Here is an 18,469-nt window from a genome sequence, read left to right on the forward strand (position 1 = left end):
CAGGTCCCGGGCGGCGCGGGTTAGGGTAGCCCGTGATTTCCAAGCTTCTGGTGGCCAATCGCGGTGAGATCGCGATCCGGGCGTTCCGTGCGGCATACGAGTTGGAGATCGCCACCGTGGCGGTCTACGCCCACGAGGACCGCAACTCGCCGCACCGGTTGAAGGCCGACGAGTCCTACCAGATCGGCGAGATCGGCCATCCCGTCCGGGCGTATTTGTCGGTCGACGAGATCATCCGGGTGGCCCGGCACGCCGGCGCCGACGCGGTCTATCCCGGGTACGGCTTCCTGTCGGAGAACCCGGAACTCGCCGGCGCGTGCGCAGCCGCCGGCATCACCTTCGTCGGCCCGGGCGCCGAGGTCCTCGAGCTGACCGGCAACAAGGCCCGCGCCATCGAGGCGGCCCGCGCGGCGGGCCTGCCGGTGCTCGCGTCGTCGGCGCCGTCGGCATCGACCGACGAACTGCTGGCCGCAGCGGCGGACATGGACTTTCCGGTGTTCGTGAAGGCGGTGTCCGGCGGCGGCGGTCGCGGCATGCGGCGCGTCACCGAACCCGCGGCGCTGGCCGAGGCGATCGAGGCGGCCAGCCGCGAGGCCGAGTCGGCCTTCGGCGACCCCAACGTCTACCTCGAGCAGGCGGTGGTGAACCCGCGGCACATCGAGGTGCAGATCCTCGCCGACGGCCGCGGCGAGGTCATCCACCTCTTCGAGCGCGACTGCAGCGTGCAGCGGCGCCACCAGAAGGTGGTCGAACTCGCGCCCGCGCCGAACCTCGAACCCGAACTGCGGGAACGAATCTGCGCCGACGCGGTCGCCTTCGCGCGCGGCATCGGCTACTTCTGCGCGGGCACCGTCGAATTCCTGCTCGACGAGCGTGGCCGGCACGTCTTCATCGAGTGCAACCCGCGCATCCAGGTGGAGCACACGGTGACCGAGGAGATCACCGACGTCGACCTGGTCGGCTCGCAGCTGCGCATCGCCGCGGGGGAGACGCTGGTTGATCTCGGTCTCAGCCAGGACGCGGTGCGCATCCGCGGCGCGGCCATGCAGTGCCGCATCACCACCGAGGATCCGGCCAACGGCTTCCGGCCCGACACCGGACGCATCACCGGCTACCGGTCCCCGGGCGGCGCGGGCATCCGGCTCGACGGCGGCACGAACCTGGGCGCCGAGATCTCGGCACACTTCGACTCCATGCTGGTCAAGCTGACCTGTCGCGGCCGCGACTTCTCCGTGGCGGCGGCCCGTGCCCGCCGCGCGCTGGCCGAGTTCCGCATCCGCGGCGTGTCGACCAACATCCCGTTCCTGCAGTCGGTGATCGACGACCCCGACTTCCGCGCCGGGCGGGTCACGACGTCGTTCATCGACGACCGGCCGTGGCTGCTGACCGCGCACACCTCGGCCGACCGGGGCACGAAGATCCTGAACTACCTGGCGGACGTGACGGTGAACAAGCCGCACGGCGAGCGCCCGTCGACGGTCTACCCGCACGACAAGCTGCCCGACGTGGACCTGACCGCGCCCCCGGCGCCCGGCACGCGGCAGCGCCTGCTCGCATCCGGCCCGGAGGCGTTCGCCGCGTGGCTGCGCGACGACCCGGCGGTCGGGCTCACCGACACCACCTTCCGCGACGCCCACCAGTCGCTGCTGGCGACGCGCGTGCGCTCCAACGGGCTGCTGATGGTGGCGCCCTACGTCGCGCGGATGATGCCGCAGCTGCTGTCGGTCGAATGCTGGGGCGGCGCCACCTACGACGTCGCGCTGCGCTTCCTCAAGGAGGACCCGTGGGAGCGGCTCGCCGCGCTGCGCGAGGCGATCCCCAACATCTGCCTGCAGATGCTGCTGCGCGGCCGCAACACCGTCGGCTACACACCGTATCCGGAGACGGTGACCCACGCGTTCGTCGACGAGGCCGCCCGCACCGGGGTGGACGTGTTCCGCATCTTCGACGCGCTGAACAACGTCGACTCCATGCGGCCCGCGATCGACGCCGTCCGCGAGACCGGTTCTGCCGTGGCCGAAGTCGCGATGTCCTACACCGGTGACCTGTCGGATCCGGCGGAGACGCTGTACACGCTGGACTACTGGCTGCGGCTGGCCGAGGACATCGTCGCGGCCGGGGCGCACGTGCTGGCGATCAAGGACATGGCGGGCCTGTTGCGGCCGCCCGCGGCGGCGACGCTGGTCTCGGCGTTGCGCAGCCGCTTCGACCTGCCGGTGCACGTACACACCCACGACACCCCGGGAGGCCAGCTCGCCACGTACACCGCGGCCTGGCAGGCCGGGGCGTCGGCGGTCGACGGGGCGGCGGCGCCGCTGTCGGGGACCACCAGCCAGCCCCCGCTCAGCGCGATCGTGGCCGCCGCGGCGCACACCCGGTACGACACCGGGCTGGACCTGGCCGCGGTGTGCGACCTGGAGCCGTACTGGGAGGCGCTGCGCCGGGTGTACGCGCCGTTCGAGGCGGGCCTGCCGGCGCCGACCGGGCGCGTGTACCACCACGAGATCCCCGGCGGGCAGCTGAGCAACCTGCGCACCCAGGCCGTCGCGCTGGGGCTCGGCGACCGCTTCGAGGACGTCGAGAACGCCTATGCCGGCGCCGACCGGGTGCTGGGCCGACTGGTGAAGGTGACGCCGTCGAGCAAGGTCGTCGGTGATCTCGCGCTGGCGCTGGTCGGCGCGAGCGCGACCGCCGACGAATTCGCGGCCGATCCGGCGCGGTTCGACATTCCCGACAGCGTCATCGGGTTCCTGCGCGGCGAACTCGGCGATCCGCCCGGCGGGTGGCCGGAACCGTTGCGCAGCAAGGCACTCGAGGGCCGCGGGCCGGCACGCCCGGAGCAGGAGGTCTCCGACGAGGATGCCCGCGTGCTCGCCGAACCCGGTGTGGCCCGCCAGGCCACGCTGAACCGGCTGCTCTTCCCCGGGCCCACCAAGGAGTTCGAGGCGCACCGCGAGACCTACGGCGACACGTCGAGGTTGAGCGCCAACCAGTTCTTCTACGGCCTGCGGCACGGTGATGAGCACCGGGTGGAGCTGGAACCGGGTGTCGACCTGCTGATCGGCCTGGAGGCCGTCTCGGAGGCCGACGAGCGCGGCATGCGCACGGTGCTGTGCATCATCAACGGCCAGCTGCGGCCGATTCTGGTGCGCGACAGGACGATTGCCGTGGACGCCCCGGTGGCGGAGAAGGCGGAGAAGGGCAACGCCGATCACGTCGCCGCGCCCTTCGCCGGCGTCGTGACCGTGGGCGTCGCCGAGGGGGACGCCGTGACCGCGGGCCAGACGGTCGCCACGATCGAGGCGATGAAGATGGAGGCCGCCATCACCGCGCCGAAGGCGGGCACCGTGGCGCGGGTGGCCGTGTCGGAGACCGCTCAGGTCGAGGGCGGCGACCTCCTGGTGGTGATCGGCTGACCCGCATCATCGGCGGCCGCTTCGGCGGTCGTCGGATCGCGGTGCCGCAGCCGCGGTCCCGCCGTGCCAGTGGTACCCGGCCGACCGCCGACCGGGTGCGCGAGGCGCTGTTCAACGTGCTCGCCTCCGACGTCGGCCTGGACGGTGCGCGGGTGCTGGATCTCTACGCGGGGTCGGGGGCGCTCGGCATCGAGGCCGTCTCGCGCGGCGCGGCGAGTGCGGTGTTCGTCGAGTCCGACCGCCGGGCGGCCGCGGTGCTGGAAGCCAACCTCGCCGATCTCGGCGTCCGCGATGCGGTGGTGCGCCGGGCCACCGTGACCGCGGCGCTGGCGTCGGCGCCGGCCCACCCCGTCGACCTGGTGCTCGCCGACCCGCCCTACGACGTGCCGCACACCGAGGTCGAGGCCGTCCTGGCGGGACTGTCGGCCGCGGGGTGGGTGGCGCCCGGCGCGGTCGCGGTGGTCGAACGACCGGCCGGCGGGCCGGAGCTGACGTGGTCGGACGGCTGGACGGCGTGGCAGGTGCGGCGGTACGGCGACACCCGCTTGGAGTTCGGCGAGTACGAGCCGATCGCGTAGCGTTCCGACCCATGAGCGGCGCGGTGTGTCCAGGTTCGTTCGATCCGGTGACGCTCGGTCACGTCGACGTGTTCGAGCGGGCGTGCGCCCAGTTCGACGAGGTCGTGGTCGCGGTGCTGGTGAACCCCAACAAGAAGGGCATGTTCACCGCCGAGGAGCGCATCGACCTCATCCGCGCGTCCACGACGCACCTGCCGAACCTGCGCGCCGAGTCCGGGCAGGGTCTGGTGGTCGACTTCGCGAAGGCACGCGGCATCACCGCCATCGTCAAGGGGCTGCGCAGCAGCACCGACTTCGAGTACGAGCTGCAGATGGCGCAGATGAACTCCCACGTCGCCGGCGTCGACACCTTCTTCGTGGCGACCAACCCGCGGTACGCGTTCGTGTCGTCGTCGCTGGCCAAGGAGGTGGCCGGGCTCGGCGGCGACGTGTCCGACCTGCTGCCCGGGCCGGTCAACGACGGGCTGCGAGCCAAGCTCGGCGGTTGAACCGGGCCCGCACGGGTAGGCCGGGCGTGGCGACGCAGCCCCGTCGCCATCCCCTTCTCCGCCCGCACGGGAGGTTCGGCCATGGTCGAGACGTTCGTTCAATCCACCGATGACGTCGTCCGGTTCCTCAAGGATCAGCACAACCTGATCAAGGACTTGTTCGAGGAGGTGTTCTCCGCCTCGTCCGACGACGCGCGCCGCACCGCGTTCACCGAGTTGCGCCAACTGCTGGCCGTGCACGAGACCGCCGAGGAGATGATCGTGCACCCGCGGGCCCGCGGCGAGGGCGCCGCGGGCGACGAGGTGGTCGACGCCCGACTCGCCGAGGAGCACCGGGCCAAGGAGATGCTCGCCGCGCTCGAGGACACCGATGTCGCCGCACCGGAGTTCCTCCCGGCGCTGGCGAAGTTCCGCGACGCCGTCGTCGAGCACGCCGACGCCGAGGAGGCCGAGGAATTCGACTCGCTGCAACGCGATCTCGACGCCGGACAGCTCAAGGCGATGGCCGCCGCGGTGCGCGCCGCAGAGGCCATCGCGCCGACGCGGCCGCATCCCGGCGTCGAGTCGGCGACGCTCAACTTCGCGGTCGGACCGTTCGCGTCGATGCTCGACCGGGCCCGCGACGCGATCGGCGCCGTGCTGCGCTGAACGCGACACACCGCGCCGCAAAGCCGAGTCACACGCGCAACACCAGGCACACTGGTCTCAACAACTACGCCTGGAGGGTGTCGCCGTGTACCGAGTTTTCGAAGCGCTCGACGAGCTGGGGGCCATCGTCGAGGAGGCCCGCGGCGTGCCGATGACGGCAGGCTGCATGGTGCCGCGCGGTGACGTCCTGGAACTGCTGGACGACATCAAGGACGCCATCCCCGGCGAACTCGACGACGCCCAGGACGTCCTCGACGCCCGCGACGCGATGCTGCGCGACGCCAAGGAGCACGCCGAGAACATGGTCAACAACGCGACGGCGGAAGCCGATTCGCTGGTCGACCATGCACGCGCCGAGGCCGACCGGCTGCTGTCGGACGCCAAGGGGCAGGCCGACCGGATGGTCGCCGAGGCCCGCCAGCACAGCGAGCGGATGGTCGCCGAGGCGCGTGCCGAGGCCGACCGCATGTCGGCCACCGCCAAGCGCGAGTACGAGGCCTCCACCGGCCGGGCGAAGTCGGAGGCGGACCGCCTCATCGAGAGCGGCAACCTCGCCTACGAGAAGGCCGTCCAGGAGGGCATCAAGGAGCAGCAGCGCCTGGTGGCCCAGACCGAGATCGTGCAGACCGCCACGATGGAGGCGACCCGCATGGTCGACGCCGCCCACGCCGAGGCCGACCGCCTGCGCGGCGAGTGCGACATCTACGTCGACAGCAAGCTCGCCGAGTTCGAGGACTACCTCAACGGCACGCTGCGCTCGGTCAGCCGCGGCCGGCACCAACTGCGCACCGCCGCCGGCACCCACGACTACGCCCAGCGCTGAGCCCGTTGCCGCGCGGCGGATGACGTCGCCGCGCGGTCGTAGGATGACGGCATGACACGGACGAAGGCCACCGGCACGCGACACGCCGCACGGTCGCCGTTCGTCGTCGACGTGGCGCGCCTCGGCCGCAGGCCGGGCTCGGTGCAGGACCTGCACGAGACGGTCGAGGCGCCCGCACGCATCGGCGTCGAACTGGTGGCGATCGCCGCGGGTGCGCCCATCGACCTCGATCTGATCCTGCAGGCGGTGTCGGAGGGCGTGCTGGTGACCGGCACGGTGTCCGCGCCGACCACCGGCGAGTGCGCGCGCTGCCTCACCCCGGTGACGGGCCGGGTCGACATCGACCTGACCGAGCTGTTCGCCTACCCCGACAGCGTCACCGAGGCCACCACCGAGGCCGACGAGGTGGCCCGCGTCGGCGCCTCCGGCGTGCCGGACACCATCGACCTCGAACAGCCCATCGTCGACGCCGTCGGCCTGGCGCTGCCGTTCTCGCCGCTGTGCACCGAGGACTGCCAAGGGCTGTGCCCGGACTGCGGTGTACCGCTGGCCGAGGCGGAGCCCGGCCATCAGCACGACAAGATCGACCCGCGCTGGGCGAAGCTCGCCGCGATGCTCCCCACCGACCCCGACGGCGAGGTCTCCGACGGGGCCCGCGGGTGACGGCCGATCGGACGCCACTGCTCGACGCGCTGGGCGTGACGCTGCCCGAGGAGCTGCTCACCATCGCGCTCACCCACCGCAGCTACGCCTTCGAGAACGGCGGGCTGCCGACCAACGAGCGCCTGGAGTTCCTCGGTGACGCCGTCCTTGGCCTGCTCATCGCCGACATCCTCATCCGCCGCCACCCCGACAGCCCCGAGGGTGAGCTGGCCAAGCTGCGCAACAGCATCGTCAATACCCAGGCGCTGGCGAGCGTCGGGCGCGGCCTCGCCGACACCGGGCTCGGGTCGTTCCTGCTGCTCGGCCGCGGCGAGGTCGTCACCGGCGGCGCGGACAAGGCCAGCATCCTCGCCGACGGCGTCGAGGCGCTGCTCGGTGCGGTGTACCTGGAACACGGCTTCGACGCGGCCCGCGGGGTGGTGCTGCGCCTGTTCGGCGGCCTGCTGGACGCGGCGCCGTCGCTCGGCGCCGCCCTGGAATGGAAGTCCAGCCTGCAGGAACTCACCGTCTCCCGCGGCCTCGGCGTTCCCAAGTACGTCGTGACCTCCGACGGCCCGGACCACGACCGGGTCTTCACCGCCGCGGTGATCGTCAACGGCGAGGAGTACGGCTCCGGCGTCGGGACCACCAAGAAGGACGCCGAGATCAAGGCGGCCGCCCAGGCGTGGACCGCGCTGGACTCCGAGGCGGCGCAGCCGGGCCCGTCCGACGCCGCGGTGCCCGATATGCCCGATGCCTGAGCTGCCCGAGGTCGAGGTCGTACGCCGCGGGCTCGACGCCCACGTCACCGGCCGCAGGATCACCGCCGTGCGCGTGCACCATCCGCGCGCCGTGCGCCGGCACGAGGCCGGGCCCGCCGACATGACCGCCCGCCTGCTCGATGCCGAGATCGTCGGCACCGGCCGGCGCGGCAAGTTCCTGTGGCTGGTGCTCGGCGGCAACCGCCCGCGCGAGGCCCTCGTGGTGCACCTCGGGATGAGCGGCCAGATGCTGCTGGGACCGGTCGCCCGCACCGAACACCTGCGCATCGCCACGCTGCTGGACGACGGCCTGTCGCTGAGCTTCGTCGACCAGCGCACGTTCGGCGGCTGGATGCTGTCCGACATGGTCACCGTCGACGGCACCGAGCTGCCCGAGCCGGTCGCGCACATCGCGCGTGACCCGCTCGACCCGCTGTTCGACCGCGACGCCGTCGTGAATGCATTGCGGCGCAAGCACTCCGAGATCAAGCGGCAGCTGCTCAACCAGACCGTGGTGTCGGGCATCGGCAACATCTACGCCGACGAGGCGCTGTGGCGGGCCAAGGTGAACGGCGCCCGGCTCGCCGAGGCGTTGAGCAGGCCGAAACTCGCGGCGATCCTCGACCACGCCGCCGACGTCATGCGCGACGCGCTGGGACAGGGCGGCACGTCGTTCGACTCGCTGTACGTGAACGTCAACGGCGAGTCCGGGTACTTCGACCGCTCCCTGGACGCCTACGGCCGCGAGGGCGAACCGTGCCGGCGCTGCGGCGCGGTGATGCGTCGCGACAAGTTCATGAACCGCTCGTCGTTCTACTGCCCGAAATGCCAGCCCCGCCCGCGTGGTTGAGCGGTGCGGGGATACGAGAAGGGATCGGAGGCCACATGACCGAATTGTGGGTGGAGCGCACCGGGGTGCGCCGCTACACCGGCAAGAGCAGCAGGGGCGCGGAGGTGCTCGTCGGCTCCGAGGACGTCGAAGGGGTCTTCACCCCCGGTGAGTTGCTGAAGATCGCACTCGCGGCGTGCAGCGGTATGTCGAGCGACCATCCGCTGCGCAGCCGCCTCGGCGACGATTACCAGACCACCATTCGCGTCTCCGGGCCCGCCGACCGCGACCAGGAGCGCTACCCGCTGCTCGAGGAGAGCATGGAGATCGACCTGTCCGGTCTCTCCGAAGCCGAGGTGGCCAAGCTGCGGACCATCGTGGAGCGGTCGATCGACAGGGTGTGCACCGTCGGGCGGACGCTGAAGTCCGGCACCGAGGTGCGCTTCGAGATCTCGTGAGTGCGTCCGACGCCGACGACGTCCGGCTGAGCGCCTGGGTGCACGGCCACGTGCAGGGCGTCGGGTTCCGGTGGTGGACGCGGGCCCGGGCCCTGGAACTCGGGCTCACCGGCTTCGCCGCCAACAAGCCCGACGGTCGCGTGCACGTCATCGCCCAGGGCCGCCGCGACGCATGCGAGCAGCTGCTCGACGCCCTGCGCGGCGAGGCCACGCCGGGCCGGGTCGACACGGTGGTCGAGGACTGGTCGAGCGCAGGTCAGCCCTTCGACGGCTTCGTCGAGAGGTGACCGCCGGGCACCACGCCGGAAGGTAGGGTCACACGCCATGCATCTGAAGAGTCTGACGCTGAAGGGCTTCAAGTCCTTCGCCTCGCCGACGACTCTGCGCTTCGAGCCGGGCATCACCTGCGTGGTGGGGCCGAACGGTTCGGGCAAGTCGAACGTCGTGGACGCCCTCACGTGGGTGATGGGCGAGCAGGGCGCCAAGACGCTGCGCGGCGGGAAGATGGAGGACGTCATCTTCGCCGGCACGTCGTCGCGCGCGCCGCTGGGCCGCGCCGAGGTGACGCTGACGATCGACAACTCCGACAACGCCCTGCCCATCGAGTACTCCGAGGTGTCGATCACCCGGCGGATGTTCCGCGACGGCGCGGGGGAGTACGAGATCAACGGCAGCGGCTGCCGTCTGATGGACGTGCAGGAGCTGCTGAGCGACTCGGGCATCGGGCGGGAGATGCACGTCATCGTCGGTCAGGGCAAGCTCTCGGAGATCCTCGAATCGCGCCCCGAGGACCGGCGCGCCTTCATCGAGGAAGCCGCCGGGGTGCTCAAGCACCGCAAGCGCAAGGAGAAGGCGCTCCGCAAGCTGGACTCGATGCAGGCCAACCTCGCCCGGTTGACCGACCTCACCACCGAACTGCGCCGCCAGCTCAAGCCGCTCGGCAGGCAGGCCGAGATGGCGCGGCGCGCGCAGACCATCCAGGCCGACCTCCGCGATGCGCGCCTGCGGTTGGCCGCCGACGACCTGGTCACCCGGCAGGCCGAATTCGACGACACGAACCAGGCGGAGACGACGCTGCGCCGCGAACACGGCGAGGTGACCACCCGGCTGGAGGCCGCCGCCATCGAACTCGACGCACACGAGGCGGCGGTGGCCGGACTGTCCGAACGCGCCGAAGCCGCCCAGCAGACGTGGTTCCGGCTGTCGTCGCTGGCCGAGCGGGTCGGCGCCACCATCCGCATCGCCCGCGACCGCGCCCAGATGCTCGACGCCGACCCCGACCGCTCACCGGGCGCCGACCCCGAGGCCCTCGACGCCGAGGCCGACGAGGTCGCCGAACACGAACGCGAACTCCTCGAAGACCTCGAGGAGTGCCGACTGCGGCTGGAGACCGCCCGCGAGGAACTCGCCGAGCGCGAACGCGTCGCCGCCGAGGCCGAACGCGCGCACCTGGCCGCCGCGCGCGCCGAGGCCGACCGCCGCGAGGGCGTGGCCCGTCTCGCCGGTCAGGTCGACACCATGCGCACCCGGGTCGAATCCACCGACGAGGGCGTGGCCCGCCTGACGGTCGGCATCGAGGAGGCCGCCACCCGCACCCAGGCGGCCAGGGCCGAGTTCGAGACCGTGCAGAGCCGCGTCGGCGAACTCGACGCCGGCGAGGCCGGCCTCGACGAACACCACGATCGCACCGTCGCCGCCCTGCGCCTGGCCGACGAGCGGGTCGCCGAACTGCAGGCGGCCGAGCGCAGCGCCGAACGCCAGGTCGCCTCACTGCGCGCCCGCATCGAAGCGCTCGCGGTCACCCTGGACCGCCGCGACGGTGCCGCGTGGCTGCGGGACCACCGCGGCGACGCCGGCCTGTTCGGGTCGGTCGCGACGCTGGTCAAGGTGCGCGCGGGACACGAGGTGGCGATCGCCGCCGTCCTCGGCGCCGCGGCCGACGCGCTGGCCGCCGACGACTTCGGCACCGCGCGCGACGCCGTGGCCGCCCTGAAGGAGGCCGACGGCGGACGCGCCGCGCTGCTGCTCGGCGACTGGCCGGAGGATCTGGCCGCGCACCGCGGCAGCGGTGACCTGCCCGACGGCGCGACGTGGGCGCTGGACCTGGTGGACGTCCCGGCGCGGCTGCGCGGCGCCGTCACCGCACTGCTCGGCGACGTCGCCGTGGTGACGGACCTCGCGGCCGCCCAGCGGCTCGTCGCCCAGCGCCCCCGGCTACGCGCGGTGACCGCCGACGGCGACCTCCTGGGCGCCGGCTGGGTGACCGGCGGCTCGGACCGCAAGCCCAGCACGCTGGAGATCTCGTCGGCCATCGACACCGCGACGGCCGACCTCGAGCGTGCCGAACGCCAGGTCGACGAACTCGCGGCGGCGCTGGCCGGCGCCCTGACCGAGCAGCGCGCCCGTCAGGACGCCGCCGAACAGGCGCTCGCCGCGCTCAACGAGTCGGACGCCGCCATCTCGTCGATCTACGAACAGCTCGGCCGGCTCGGCCAGGAGGCCCGCATCGCCGACGAGGAGTGGCAGCGCCTCATCCGGCAGCGCGAGGAACTCGAAGCAGGACGGACGCGGACCGTCGAGGAACTGACCGCCCTGGAGGAGCGCCTGCACAACGCGCAGCAGGCACCCACGCTGGAGGCCGCGCCGGTGGACCGGCAGACCTCGACCGCAGCCGCCGAGATGGCCCGGGCGGTCGAGGTCGAGGCTCGCCTCGCCGTCCGCACCGCCGAGGAGCGCGCCAATGCCGTTCGCGGACGGGCGGATTCGCTGCGCCGCGCCGCGGCTGCCGAACGCGAGGCCCGGGAGCGGGCGCGCCGGGCGAAGGAGGCCCGCGAGCGCGCCGCCCGCGTCGCCGCCGCCGTCGAGGACGCCGGCCGGCTGGTCGCCGCCCGGCTCGCCGAGGCGGTGGCCGTCGCGTCGCGCACCCGCGACCAGCTCGCCGAGGAGCGCCGCGTGCGCAGCGAGGGGCTGGCCCGCGCGCGGACCCAGGTGAACGAACTCGGTGCGCGGCTCACGACGCTGACCGACGCGCTGCACCGCGACGAGGTGGCCAAGGCGCAGGCCGCCCTGCGCATCGAACAGCTCGAAGCGCAGGTACTCGACCAGTTCGGCATGGCGGTCGCCGACCTCGTCGCCGAGTACGGGCCGCAGGTGCCGCTGCCGCCGACCGAGCTGGAGATGACCGAGTACGAGCAGGCCCGCGAACGCGGCGAGCAGGTCGTGGAGCCGGCCCCGATGCCCTTCGACCGGCCGACCCAGGAGCGGCGGGCCAAGAAGGCCGAACGCGAGCTGGCCGAACTCGGTCGGGTGAATCCACTGGCGCTCGAGGAGTTCGCGGCGCTCGAGGAGCGCTACACCTTCCTGTCGACGCAGCTCGAGGACGTCAAGGCTGCGCGCAAGGACCTGCTGGACGTCATCTCCGACGTGGACGACCGCATCCTGCGGGTATTCACCGAGGCCTACGCCGACGTCGAGCGCGAGTTCACCGGCGTGTTCGCGTCGCTGTTCCCCGGCGGTGAGGGTCGGCTGCTGCTGACCAACCCCGACGACATGCTGACCACCGGCATCGAGGTCGAGGCCCGACCGCCCGGCAAGAAGGTCAAGCGGCTGTCGCTGCTCTCCGGCGGCGAGAAGTCGCTGACCGCGGTCGCCATGCTGGTGGCGATCTTCCGGGCGCGGCCGTCGCCGTTCTACATCATGGACGAAGTCGAGGCCGCGCTCGACGACGTCAACCTGCGCCGGCTGCTCGGGCTGTTCGAGCAGCTGCGGGAACGCTCGCAGCTCATCGTCATCACCCACCAGAAGCCGACCATGGAGATCGCCGACGCGCTCTACGGCGTCACCATGCAGGGCGACGGCATCACGCAGGTCATCTCGCAGCGCATGCGCGGCCAGGAACTGGTAGCGCCCGCGGGCTGAGCGCCGCACGCGGGCGTATCGCCGCCGACGCGTCCTGAGACAATGGCCGCGTGACCCAGACTCTGCCGCCAGCCCTCTGGATCGCCATCGCGGTGATCGCCGTCCTGGTCGTCGTCGCGTTGGTCGTCGGACTGGTGCGCTACCGCAGGCGCCGCATCAGCCTGACGCCGCCCGACGGCACCACCCCGATCGACCGCTCCGGCGGCTACAAGGCGTCCTCGGGCATCACGTTCAGCCAGACGACGACCGCGCCGCCTCCCGCCCAGCCCGCCGAGCGGATCGACACCAGCGGGCTGCCGGCCGTCGGCGACGACGCCACCGTCCCGCGCGATGCCCCGAAGCGGACCATCGCGAACGTCACGCTGCCCGAGCCGGTCGACACCGCGCCGCCGACGGTGCCCGAGACGCCCGCGCCGCAGGCGCCCGCAGCACCCGCGCCGGAGGCGCCCGAGACACTCGCCCCGGAGGCGCCCGCAGCTCCGGAGACCGCCGCACCGCCGGCACCGGAGATCGAGCCGATCGCGCCGGCCGAGGGCCGCCTCGAACGCCTGCGCGGCCGGCTCGCCAAGTCACAGGGCGCGCTGGGCCGCAGCATGCTTGGTCTGCTGGGCGGCGGCGACCTCGACGAGGACTCCTGGGAGGCCATCGAGGACGTGCTGCTGATCGCCGACCTCGGGCCGGTGGTCACCCAGTCCGTGGTCGCGTCGCTGCGCAGCAGGATGGCCAGCAGCACCGTCCGCACCGAGGCCGACGCCCGCGCGGTGCTGCGCGACGTGCTGATCACCGAGCTGCACCCGGAGATGGACCGCTCGATCCGCGCGCTGCCGCACGCCGACAAGCCGTCGGTGCTGCTGGTGGTGGGCGTCAACGGGACCGGCAAGACCACCACCGTTGGCAAGCTGGCCCGCGTCCTGGTGGCCGACGGCCGGCGCGTCGTGCTCGGCGCGGCGGACACGTTCCGCGCCGCCGCGGCCGATCAGCTGCAGAGCTGGGCCGCGCGGGTGGGCGCGGAGGTCGTGCGCGGGCCCGAGGGCGCCGACCCGGCGTCGGTCGCCTTCGACGCGGTCGACAAGGGCATCGCCACCGGCGCGGACGTCGTCGTCGTGGACACGGCCGGCCGGCTGCACACCAAGACCGGTCTGATGGACGAACTCGGCAAGGTCAAGCGCGTGGTCGGCAAGCGTGCGGAGGTCGACGAGGTGCTGCTGGTGCTCGACGCGACCATCGGTCAGAACAGCCTTCCGCAGGCGCGCGTCTTCGCCGAGGTGGTCGACATCACCGGGGTGGTGCTCACCAAGCTCGACGGAACGGCCAAGGGCGGGATCGTGTTCCGCGTGCAGCAGGAACTCGGCGTGCCGGTGAAGCTCGTCGGATTGGGCGAGGGGCCGGACGATTTGGCGCCGTTCGAGGCCGCCGCGTTCGTCGACGCCCTCCTGGGGTGACCGCGCGAGCAGGTGGTTAACGTCACCGAAACGCAAAGGGCCGATCCGTTCACCTCCGCGAAACGCCGCTGCGTCGTCGGCGAAACAACCACTGCGCATTGTCTTGGCCTAGGTCACCGGTGATCAACCGTGGCATGGGCGAAGGAGGAAATCGCGAGTGGACCAATTCCCGACGCTGGGGTTGCCGGATACCGGCGACACGGCATGGATGTTGGCGAGTGCGGCGCTGGTGTTGTTGATGACGCCGGGCCTGGCGTTCTTCTACGGCGGCATGGTCCGCGCCAAGGGCGTGCTCAACATGATCATGATGAGCGTGAGCGCCATGGGCGTGGTCACGGTGCTCTGGGCGCTGTACGGCTACTCGATGGCCTTCGGCGAGGACAAGTTCAACCTGTTCGGTGATCCCACCCAGTTCTTCGGACTGAAGGGCCTCATCGGCGGCAACGGCGCGGCCGAGGTCGTCCCCGATGCGTCGGCCGGCGTGGAAGCCGCCGCGGCGGTGAACATCCCGCTCGTCGGCACGCTGCCGGCCACGGTGTTCGTGGCCTTCCAGCTGATGTTCGCCATCATCACCGTCGCGCTGATCTCGGGCGCCGTCGCCGACCGCATCAAGTTCGGCGGCTGGCTGCTGTTCGCCGGCCTGTGGGCGACGCTGGTGTACTTCCCGGTGGCGCACTGGGTCTTCTCCTTCGACGGCGTCACCGCCGAGACCGGCGGCTGGATCGCCAACAAGCTCGCCGCGGTGGACTTCGCGGGCGGCACCGCGGTGCACATCAACGCCGGCACCGCCGGTCTGGTCCTCGCGATCATCCTCGGCAAGCGCCGCGGCTGGCCGGGCACGCCGATGCGGCCGCACAACCTGCCGTTCGTGATGCTGGGCGCCGGTCTGCTGTGGTTCGGCTGGTACGGCTTCAACGCGGGTTCGGCGACCTCGTCCAACGGTGCGGCCGGTTCGACGTTCGTCACCACCACCATCGCCACGGCCGCCGCGATGCTGGCCTGGCTGCTCACCGAACGCATCCGCGACGGGCACGCCACGTCCCTGGGCGCCGCGTCGGGCATCGTGGCGGGCCTGGTCGCCATCACGCCGTCCTGCTCCTCGGTGAACGTGCTGGGCGCCTTGATCATCGGCGTCGTCGCCGGCGTGTTGTGTGCGCTGGCCGTCGGTCTGAAGTTCAAGTTCGGCTTCGACGACTCGCTCGACGTCGTCGGCGTGCACCTCGTCGGCGGTATCGTCGGCACGCTGCTCGTCGGGCTGGTCGCCACCCCGGAGGCGGTGGCCGGTGTGTCCGGCCTGTTCTACGGTGGCGGTTTCGACCAGCTGTGGCGTCAGGCCGTCGGTGCCGGTGCGGTACTGCTGTACTCGGCGATCGGCACGGCCGTCGTGGCGCTCATCGTGAAGTTCACGGTGGGTCTGCGGCTCGAGGCGGAGGACGAGCACAACGGCATCGACGAGGCCGAGCATGCGGAAACCGCTTACGAACTGGCTTGATCGGGAAGAATTCACGAGAACCTGCAGAAGGGATCCGACTACATGAAGCTGATCACCGCGATCGTCAAGCCGTTCACGCTGGAGGACGTCAAGACGGGCCTGGAGCAGACGGGCATCCTCGGGATGACCGTCAGCGAGGTCCAGGGTTACGGACGTCAGAAGGGCCACACCGAGGTCTACCGCGGCGCCGAGTACTCCGTCGACTTCGTCCCGAAGGTCCGGGTCGAGGTGCTGGTGGACGAATCGGCCGTCGACAAGGTGGTGGACGTCATCGTTCAGGCCGCCCGCACCGGCAAGATCGGTGACGGCAAGGTCTGGGTGAGTTCCGTGGACACCGTGGTGCGGGTGCGCACCGGGGAACGGGGGGCCGACGCCATCTGATGCGCGGCTGATCCCGGCACCGTCCCCCGACCATGCACCAGGCAACGATCGACAGCACCGGAGGGAACGGGCCGAGATGACCAAGCAGACACCGGATCCCGCCGCCGGGGCCCCCCGTTGGGAGGCCCCGCCGGCGGGATCGTCGCGTCCGGCCACGGATCTCGTGAAGGCGGCCGGGCAGCTACTCGACGGCGGTGCGCGGCAACTGGATTCGGCCGGGCTGCGGGACGCGCTGCTCGATCTGCACGAATTCTGGTTGACCACCAAGGCCGCCGAGATCGGCATCACGCCGACCAGCGGCTTCGCCATCGTCGCGACCGGCGGGCTGGGTCGTGGCGAGTTCCTGCCCTACTCCGACCTCGATCTCATGCTGCTGCACGACGACATGCCGCGCGAGATCGTCACGCAGGTGGCCGAGCTGCTGTGGTACCCGCTGTGGGACGCCAATATCTCGCTCGACCACAGCGTGCGCACCGTGCCCGAGGCGCTGCACGTCGCCGCGGACGACGTCTCCGCGGGCCTGGCGATGCTGGACGCGCGGCACATCGCCGGTGACGCCGACCTGTCGGCGCTGCTGATCGGCGGGGCTCGTCGGCAGTGGCGCACCGGCATCGCGGGCCGCTTCGACGCGCTGGTCGAACACGCCGAGGCGCGGTGGCAGCGCAGCGGTCAGATCGCCCACCGCGCCGAACCGGACCTCAAGAACGGGCGCGGGGGACTGCGTGACGTCCAGCTGCTCAACGCGTTGGCCATCGCCCAGCTGGCCGACGTCTATCCCAGTCCGTCACTCGCCTCGCCGACCGGCACCCTCGGCGGGGCCCACCTGGCGCTGCTCAACGTGCGCACCGAACTGCACCGGGTGTCGCGGCGCGGTCGCGAGACGATGCTCGCCCAGTACGCCGACGAGATCGGCGCGTCGCTGCGCATCGGCGACCGCTTCGACCTCGCCCGCACGCTGTCCGACGCCGCCCGCACCATCAGCTACTACGTGGACGCGGGCCTGCGCACCGCGGCGAACGCCCTGCCGCGCCGCGGTTTCGCCGCACTGCGCCGCCCGCTGCGCCGACCGCTCGACGAGGGCGTCGTCGAATTCAACGGCGAGGTGATCCTCGCCAAGGGCGCCCGCCCGGAACGCGATCCCGGCCTCAGCCTGCGCGTGGCGGCCGCCTCGGCCACCACCGGGCTGCCGATGGCGGCCTCGACGCTCAGCCGGCTCGCCGAGACCGCGCCCGAACTGCGCACGCCGTGGCCGACCGCGGCGCTCAAGGACCTGCTGGTGATGCTCGCCGCGGGCCCGTCGACCGTGGCCACCGTGGAGGCGCTCGACCGGACCGGGTTGTGGGGCCGGCTGTTCCCCGAATGGGGTGCGGTGCGCGACCTTCCGCCGCGCGACGTGGTGCACATCTGGACCGTCGACCGGCACCTCGTCGAAACCGTCTCGCGCGCAAGCGCATTCACGACGCGGGTGTCGCGGCCGGACCTGCTGATGCTGGGCGCACTGTGTCACGACATCGGCAAGGGCCGCGGCGGTGACCACAGCGTCATCGGGGCCGACCTCGCCACCCAGATCGGCACCCGGCTGGGGCTGTGGCGCGAGGACGTCGACGTGCTGTCGGCAATGGTGCGCTACCACCTGTTGCTCCCCGAGACCGCCACCCGCCGCGACCTGCAGGACCCGAAGACCATCGCCACCGTGGTCGACAAGCTCGGCGGCGACACGGTGCTGCTGGAACTGCTGCACGCGCTCGCCGAGGCGGACTCGCTGGCCACCGGACCGGGCGTGTGGGGGGACTGGAAGGCCGCCCTCATCGGGGACCTGGTGCGCCGCTGCCGGCTGGTGATGACCGGCGAGCCGCTGCCGCACCCCGATCCCGTCGACCCGCGGTACCTGGCGCTGGCCGCCTCCGGCGGCGTGCACGTCGACCTCACCGCCGCGGGACCGCACCTCTTCGAGGTGACGATGATCGCGCCCGACCAGCGCGGTCTGCTGTCCAAGGCCGCCGGCATCCTGGCGCTGAACGCGCTACGCGTGCACTCGGCGTCGGTCAACAGCGCCGACGCCACCGCGATCAACACCTTCACGGTGTCGCCGCACTTCGGTTCGCCACCCGCCGCCGAACTGCTGCGCCAGCAGTTCATCCTGGCCCTGGCCGGCGACCTCGACGTCATCGGCTCCCTCGAGCGCCGCGACGCCGAGGCCGCGGCGAGCCAGCCGCACCGCGCGGGTGAGATCCCCGCGGCGGTGCCGGGCAATCCCGCCGTCGCACCGCCGCGCGTCCTGTGGTCCGACACCGACCCCGACGCCGAGGACGGGCAGCTGGCCGTGCAGATCCGCAGCGTCGACCGCAGTGGGCTGCTGGCCCGGCTGGCGGCGGTGATCGAACGGGACGGTCTGGACGTGTCCTGGGCGCGGGTCACGACGCTCGGCTCCTCGGTGGTCGACGTCTTCGGGCTCACCGTGCCGCCCGGGTTCCGCGGGGCCGCCGGCGAGCAGGCGCGCCTCGAACTGGAGCGGGCGCTGTACGCGGTGCTGCCCGCGCCGCCGCCCAAGAAGAAGGTTCCCGAGGCCAGCTGATGGTGGCGTGGGCCGACG

15 protein-coding genes are annotated in these 18,469 nt (G+C 72.1%); all 15 read left to right on the top strand.

Annotated elements, in window-relative coordinates; all coding sequences use genetic code 11:
* Nucleotides 1–32: 32 nt before the first annotated feature.
* Entirely contained in the window at nt 33–3,416 is a 3,384-nt protein-coding gene (locus FZ046_RS15895) for a pyruvate carboxylase (protein ID WP_070352214.1), read from the top strand.
* A complete protein-coding gene (rsmD, locus tag FZ046_RS15900; RefSeq protein ID WP_149484364.1) occupies nt 3,413–3,994 on the top strand; it encodes a 16S rRNA (guanine(966)-N(2))-methyltransferase RsmD in 582 nt (193 codons plus the stop codon). The genes FZ046_RS15895 and rsmD overlap by 4 nt, the downstream gene beginning before the upstream one ends.
* A gap of 11 nt (nt 3,995–4,005) precedes the next feature.
* Nucleotides 4,006–4,482 carry a pantetheine-phosphate adenylyltransferase gene (coaD, locus tag FZ046_RS15905; RefSeq protein ID WP_070352216.1) on the top strand — a complete coding sequence of 159 codons (477 nt, stop codon included), beginning with the start codon at nt 4,006–4,008 and terminating at the stop codon, nt 4,480–4,482.
* An 81-nt stretch (nt 4,483–4,563) separates the two neighbouring features.
* Complete coding sequence (locus FZ046_RS15910) at nt 4,564–5,130, top strand: hemerythrin domain-containing protein (RefSeq protein WP_070352217.1); 567 nt, start codon at nt 4,564–4,566, stop codon at nt 5,128–5,130.
* 85 nt (nt 5,131–5,215) lie between these two features.
* Nucleotides 5,216–5,953: a cell division protein SepIVA gene (gene sepIVA / locus FZ046_RS15915; RefSeq protein WP_070352218.1), complete on the top strand. Its 738-nt coding sequence runs from the start codon at nt 5,216–5,218 to the stop codon at nt 5,951–5,953.
* Nucleotides 5,954–6,004: 51 nt separating this feature from the next.
* Entirely contained in the window at nt 6,005–6,616 is a 612-nt protein-coding gene (locus FZ046_RS15920) for a YceD family protein (RefSeq protein WP_070352219.1), read from the top strand.
* On the top strand, nt 6,613–7,356 hold the full coding sequence (rnc, locus tag FZ046_RS15925; protein ID WP_070352220.1) for a ribonuclease III: 744 nt from the start codon (nt 6,613–6,615) through the stop codon (nt 7,354–7,356). Before FZ046_RS15920 ends, rnc begins: the two co-directional genes overlap by 4 nt.
* Nucleotides 7,349–8,206, top strand: coding sequence for a bifunctional DNA-formamidopyrimidine glycosylase/DNA-(apurinic or apyrimidinic site) lyase (mutM, locus tag FZ046_RS15930; RefSeq protein WP_070352221.1), 858 nt, complete (start codon nt 7,349–7,351; stop codon nt 8,204–8,206). The genes rnc and mutM overlap by 8 nt, the downstream gene beginning before the upstream one ends.
* A 35-nt stretch (nt 8,207–8,241) precedes the next feature.
* Nucleotides 8,242–8,643, top strand: coding sequence for an OsmC family protein (locus FZ046_RS15935; RefSeq protein WP_070352222.1), 402 nt, complete (start codon nt 8,242–8,244; stop codon nt 8,641–8,643).
* Nucleotides 8,640–8,930, top strand: a complete 291-nt coding sequence (locus tag FZ046_RS15940; protein ID WP_070352223.1) for an acylphosphatase — start codon at nt 8,640–8,642, stop codon at nt 8,928–8,930. Before FZ046_RS15935 ends, FZ046_RS15940 begins: the two co-directional genes overlap by 4 nt.
* Before the next feature lie 37 nt (nt 8,931–8,967).
* Entirely contained in the window at nt 8,968–12,561 is a 3,594-nt protein-coding gene (gene smc / locus FZ046_RS15945; protein WP_149484271.1) for a chromosome segregation protein SMC, read from the top strand.
* Between the two features lie 62 nt (nt 12,562–12,623).
* Nucleotides 12,624–14,003, top strand: coding sequence for a signal recognition particle-docking protein FtsY (gene ftsY / locus FZ046_RS15950; protein WP_099045816.1), 1,380 nt, complete (start codon nt 12,624–12,626; stop codon nt 14,001–14,003).
* Nucleotides 14,004–14,211: 208 nt separating this feature from the next.
* Nucleotides 14,212–15,495 (top strand): ammonium transporter, encoded by a 1,284-nt coding sequence (locus FZ046_RS15955; RefSeq protein WP_070351723.1) that lies wholly within the window; start codon nt 14,212–14,214, stop codon nt 15,493–15,495.
* Nucleotides 15,496–15,537: 42 nt separating this feature from the next.
* On the top strand, nt 15,538–15,876 hold the full coding sequence (locus tag FZ046_RS15960; protein WP_070351622.1) for a P-II family nitrogen regulator: 339 nt from the start codon (nt 15,538–15,540) through the stop codon (nt 15,874–15,876).
* Between the two features lie 76 nt (nt 15,877–15,952).
* The gene (locus FZ046_RS15965) at nt 15,953–18,451 is read left to right on the top strand and encodes a [protein-PII] uridylyltransferase (protein WP_070351623.1); all 2,499 of its coding nucleotides are present in this window, start codon (nt 15,953–15,955) and stop codon (nt 18,449–18,451) included.
* Nucleotides 18,452–18,469: the final 18 nt, after the last annotated feature.

The organism is Mycolicibacterium grossiae (assembly GCF_008329645.1).
Taxonomy (GTDB): Bacteria; Actinomycetota; Actinomycetes; order Mycobacteriales; family Mycobacteriaceae; genus Mycobacterium; species Mycobacterium grossiae.

Coding starts and splice junctions, on each gene's coding strand:
- FZ046_RS15935 (WP_070352222.1), top strand. CDS start 8,242: ATGACCGAATTGTGGGTGGAGCGCACCGGGGTGCGCCGCTACACCGGC.
- FZ046_RS15965 (WP_070351623.1), top strand. CDS start 15,953: ATGACCAAGCAGACACCGGATCCCGCCGCCGGGGCCCCCCGTTGGGAG.
- FZ046_RS15920 (WP_070352219.1), top strand. CDS start 6,005: ATGACACGGACGAAGGCCACCGGCACGCGACACGCCGCACGGTCGCCG.
- FZ046_RS15960 (WP_070351622.1), top strand. CDS start 15,538: ATGAAGCTGATCACCGCGATCGTCAAGCCGTTCACGCTGGAGGACGTC.
- smc (WP_149484271.1), top strand. CDS start 8,968: ATGCATCTGAAGAGTCTGACGCTGAAGGGCTTCAAGTCCTTCGCCTCG.
- FZ046_RS15955 (WP_070351723.1), top strand. CDS start 14,212: ATGTTGGCGAGTGCGGCGCTGGTGTTGTTGATGACGCCGGGCCTGGCG.
- coaD (WP_070352216.1), top strand. CDS start 4,006: ATGAGCGGCGCGGTGTGTCCAGGTTCGTTCGATCCGGTGACGCTCGGT.
- FZ046_RS15910 (WP_070352217.1), top strand. CDS start 4,564: ATGGTCGAGACGTTCGTTCAATCCACCGATGACGTCGTCCGGTTCCTC.
- mutM (WP_070352221.1), top strand. CDS start 7,349: ATGCCTGAGCTGCCCGAGGTCGAGGTCGTACGCCGCGGGCTCGACGCC.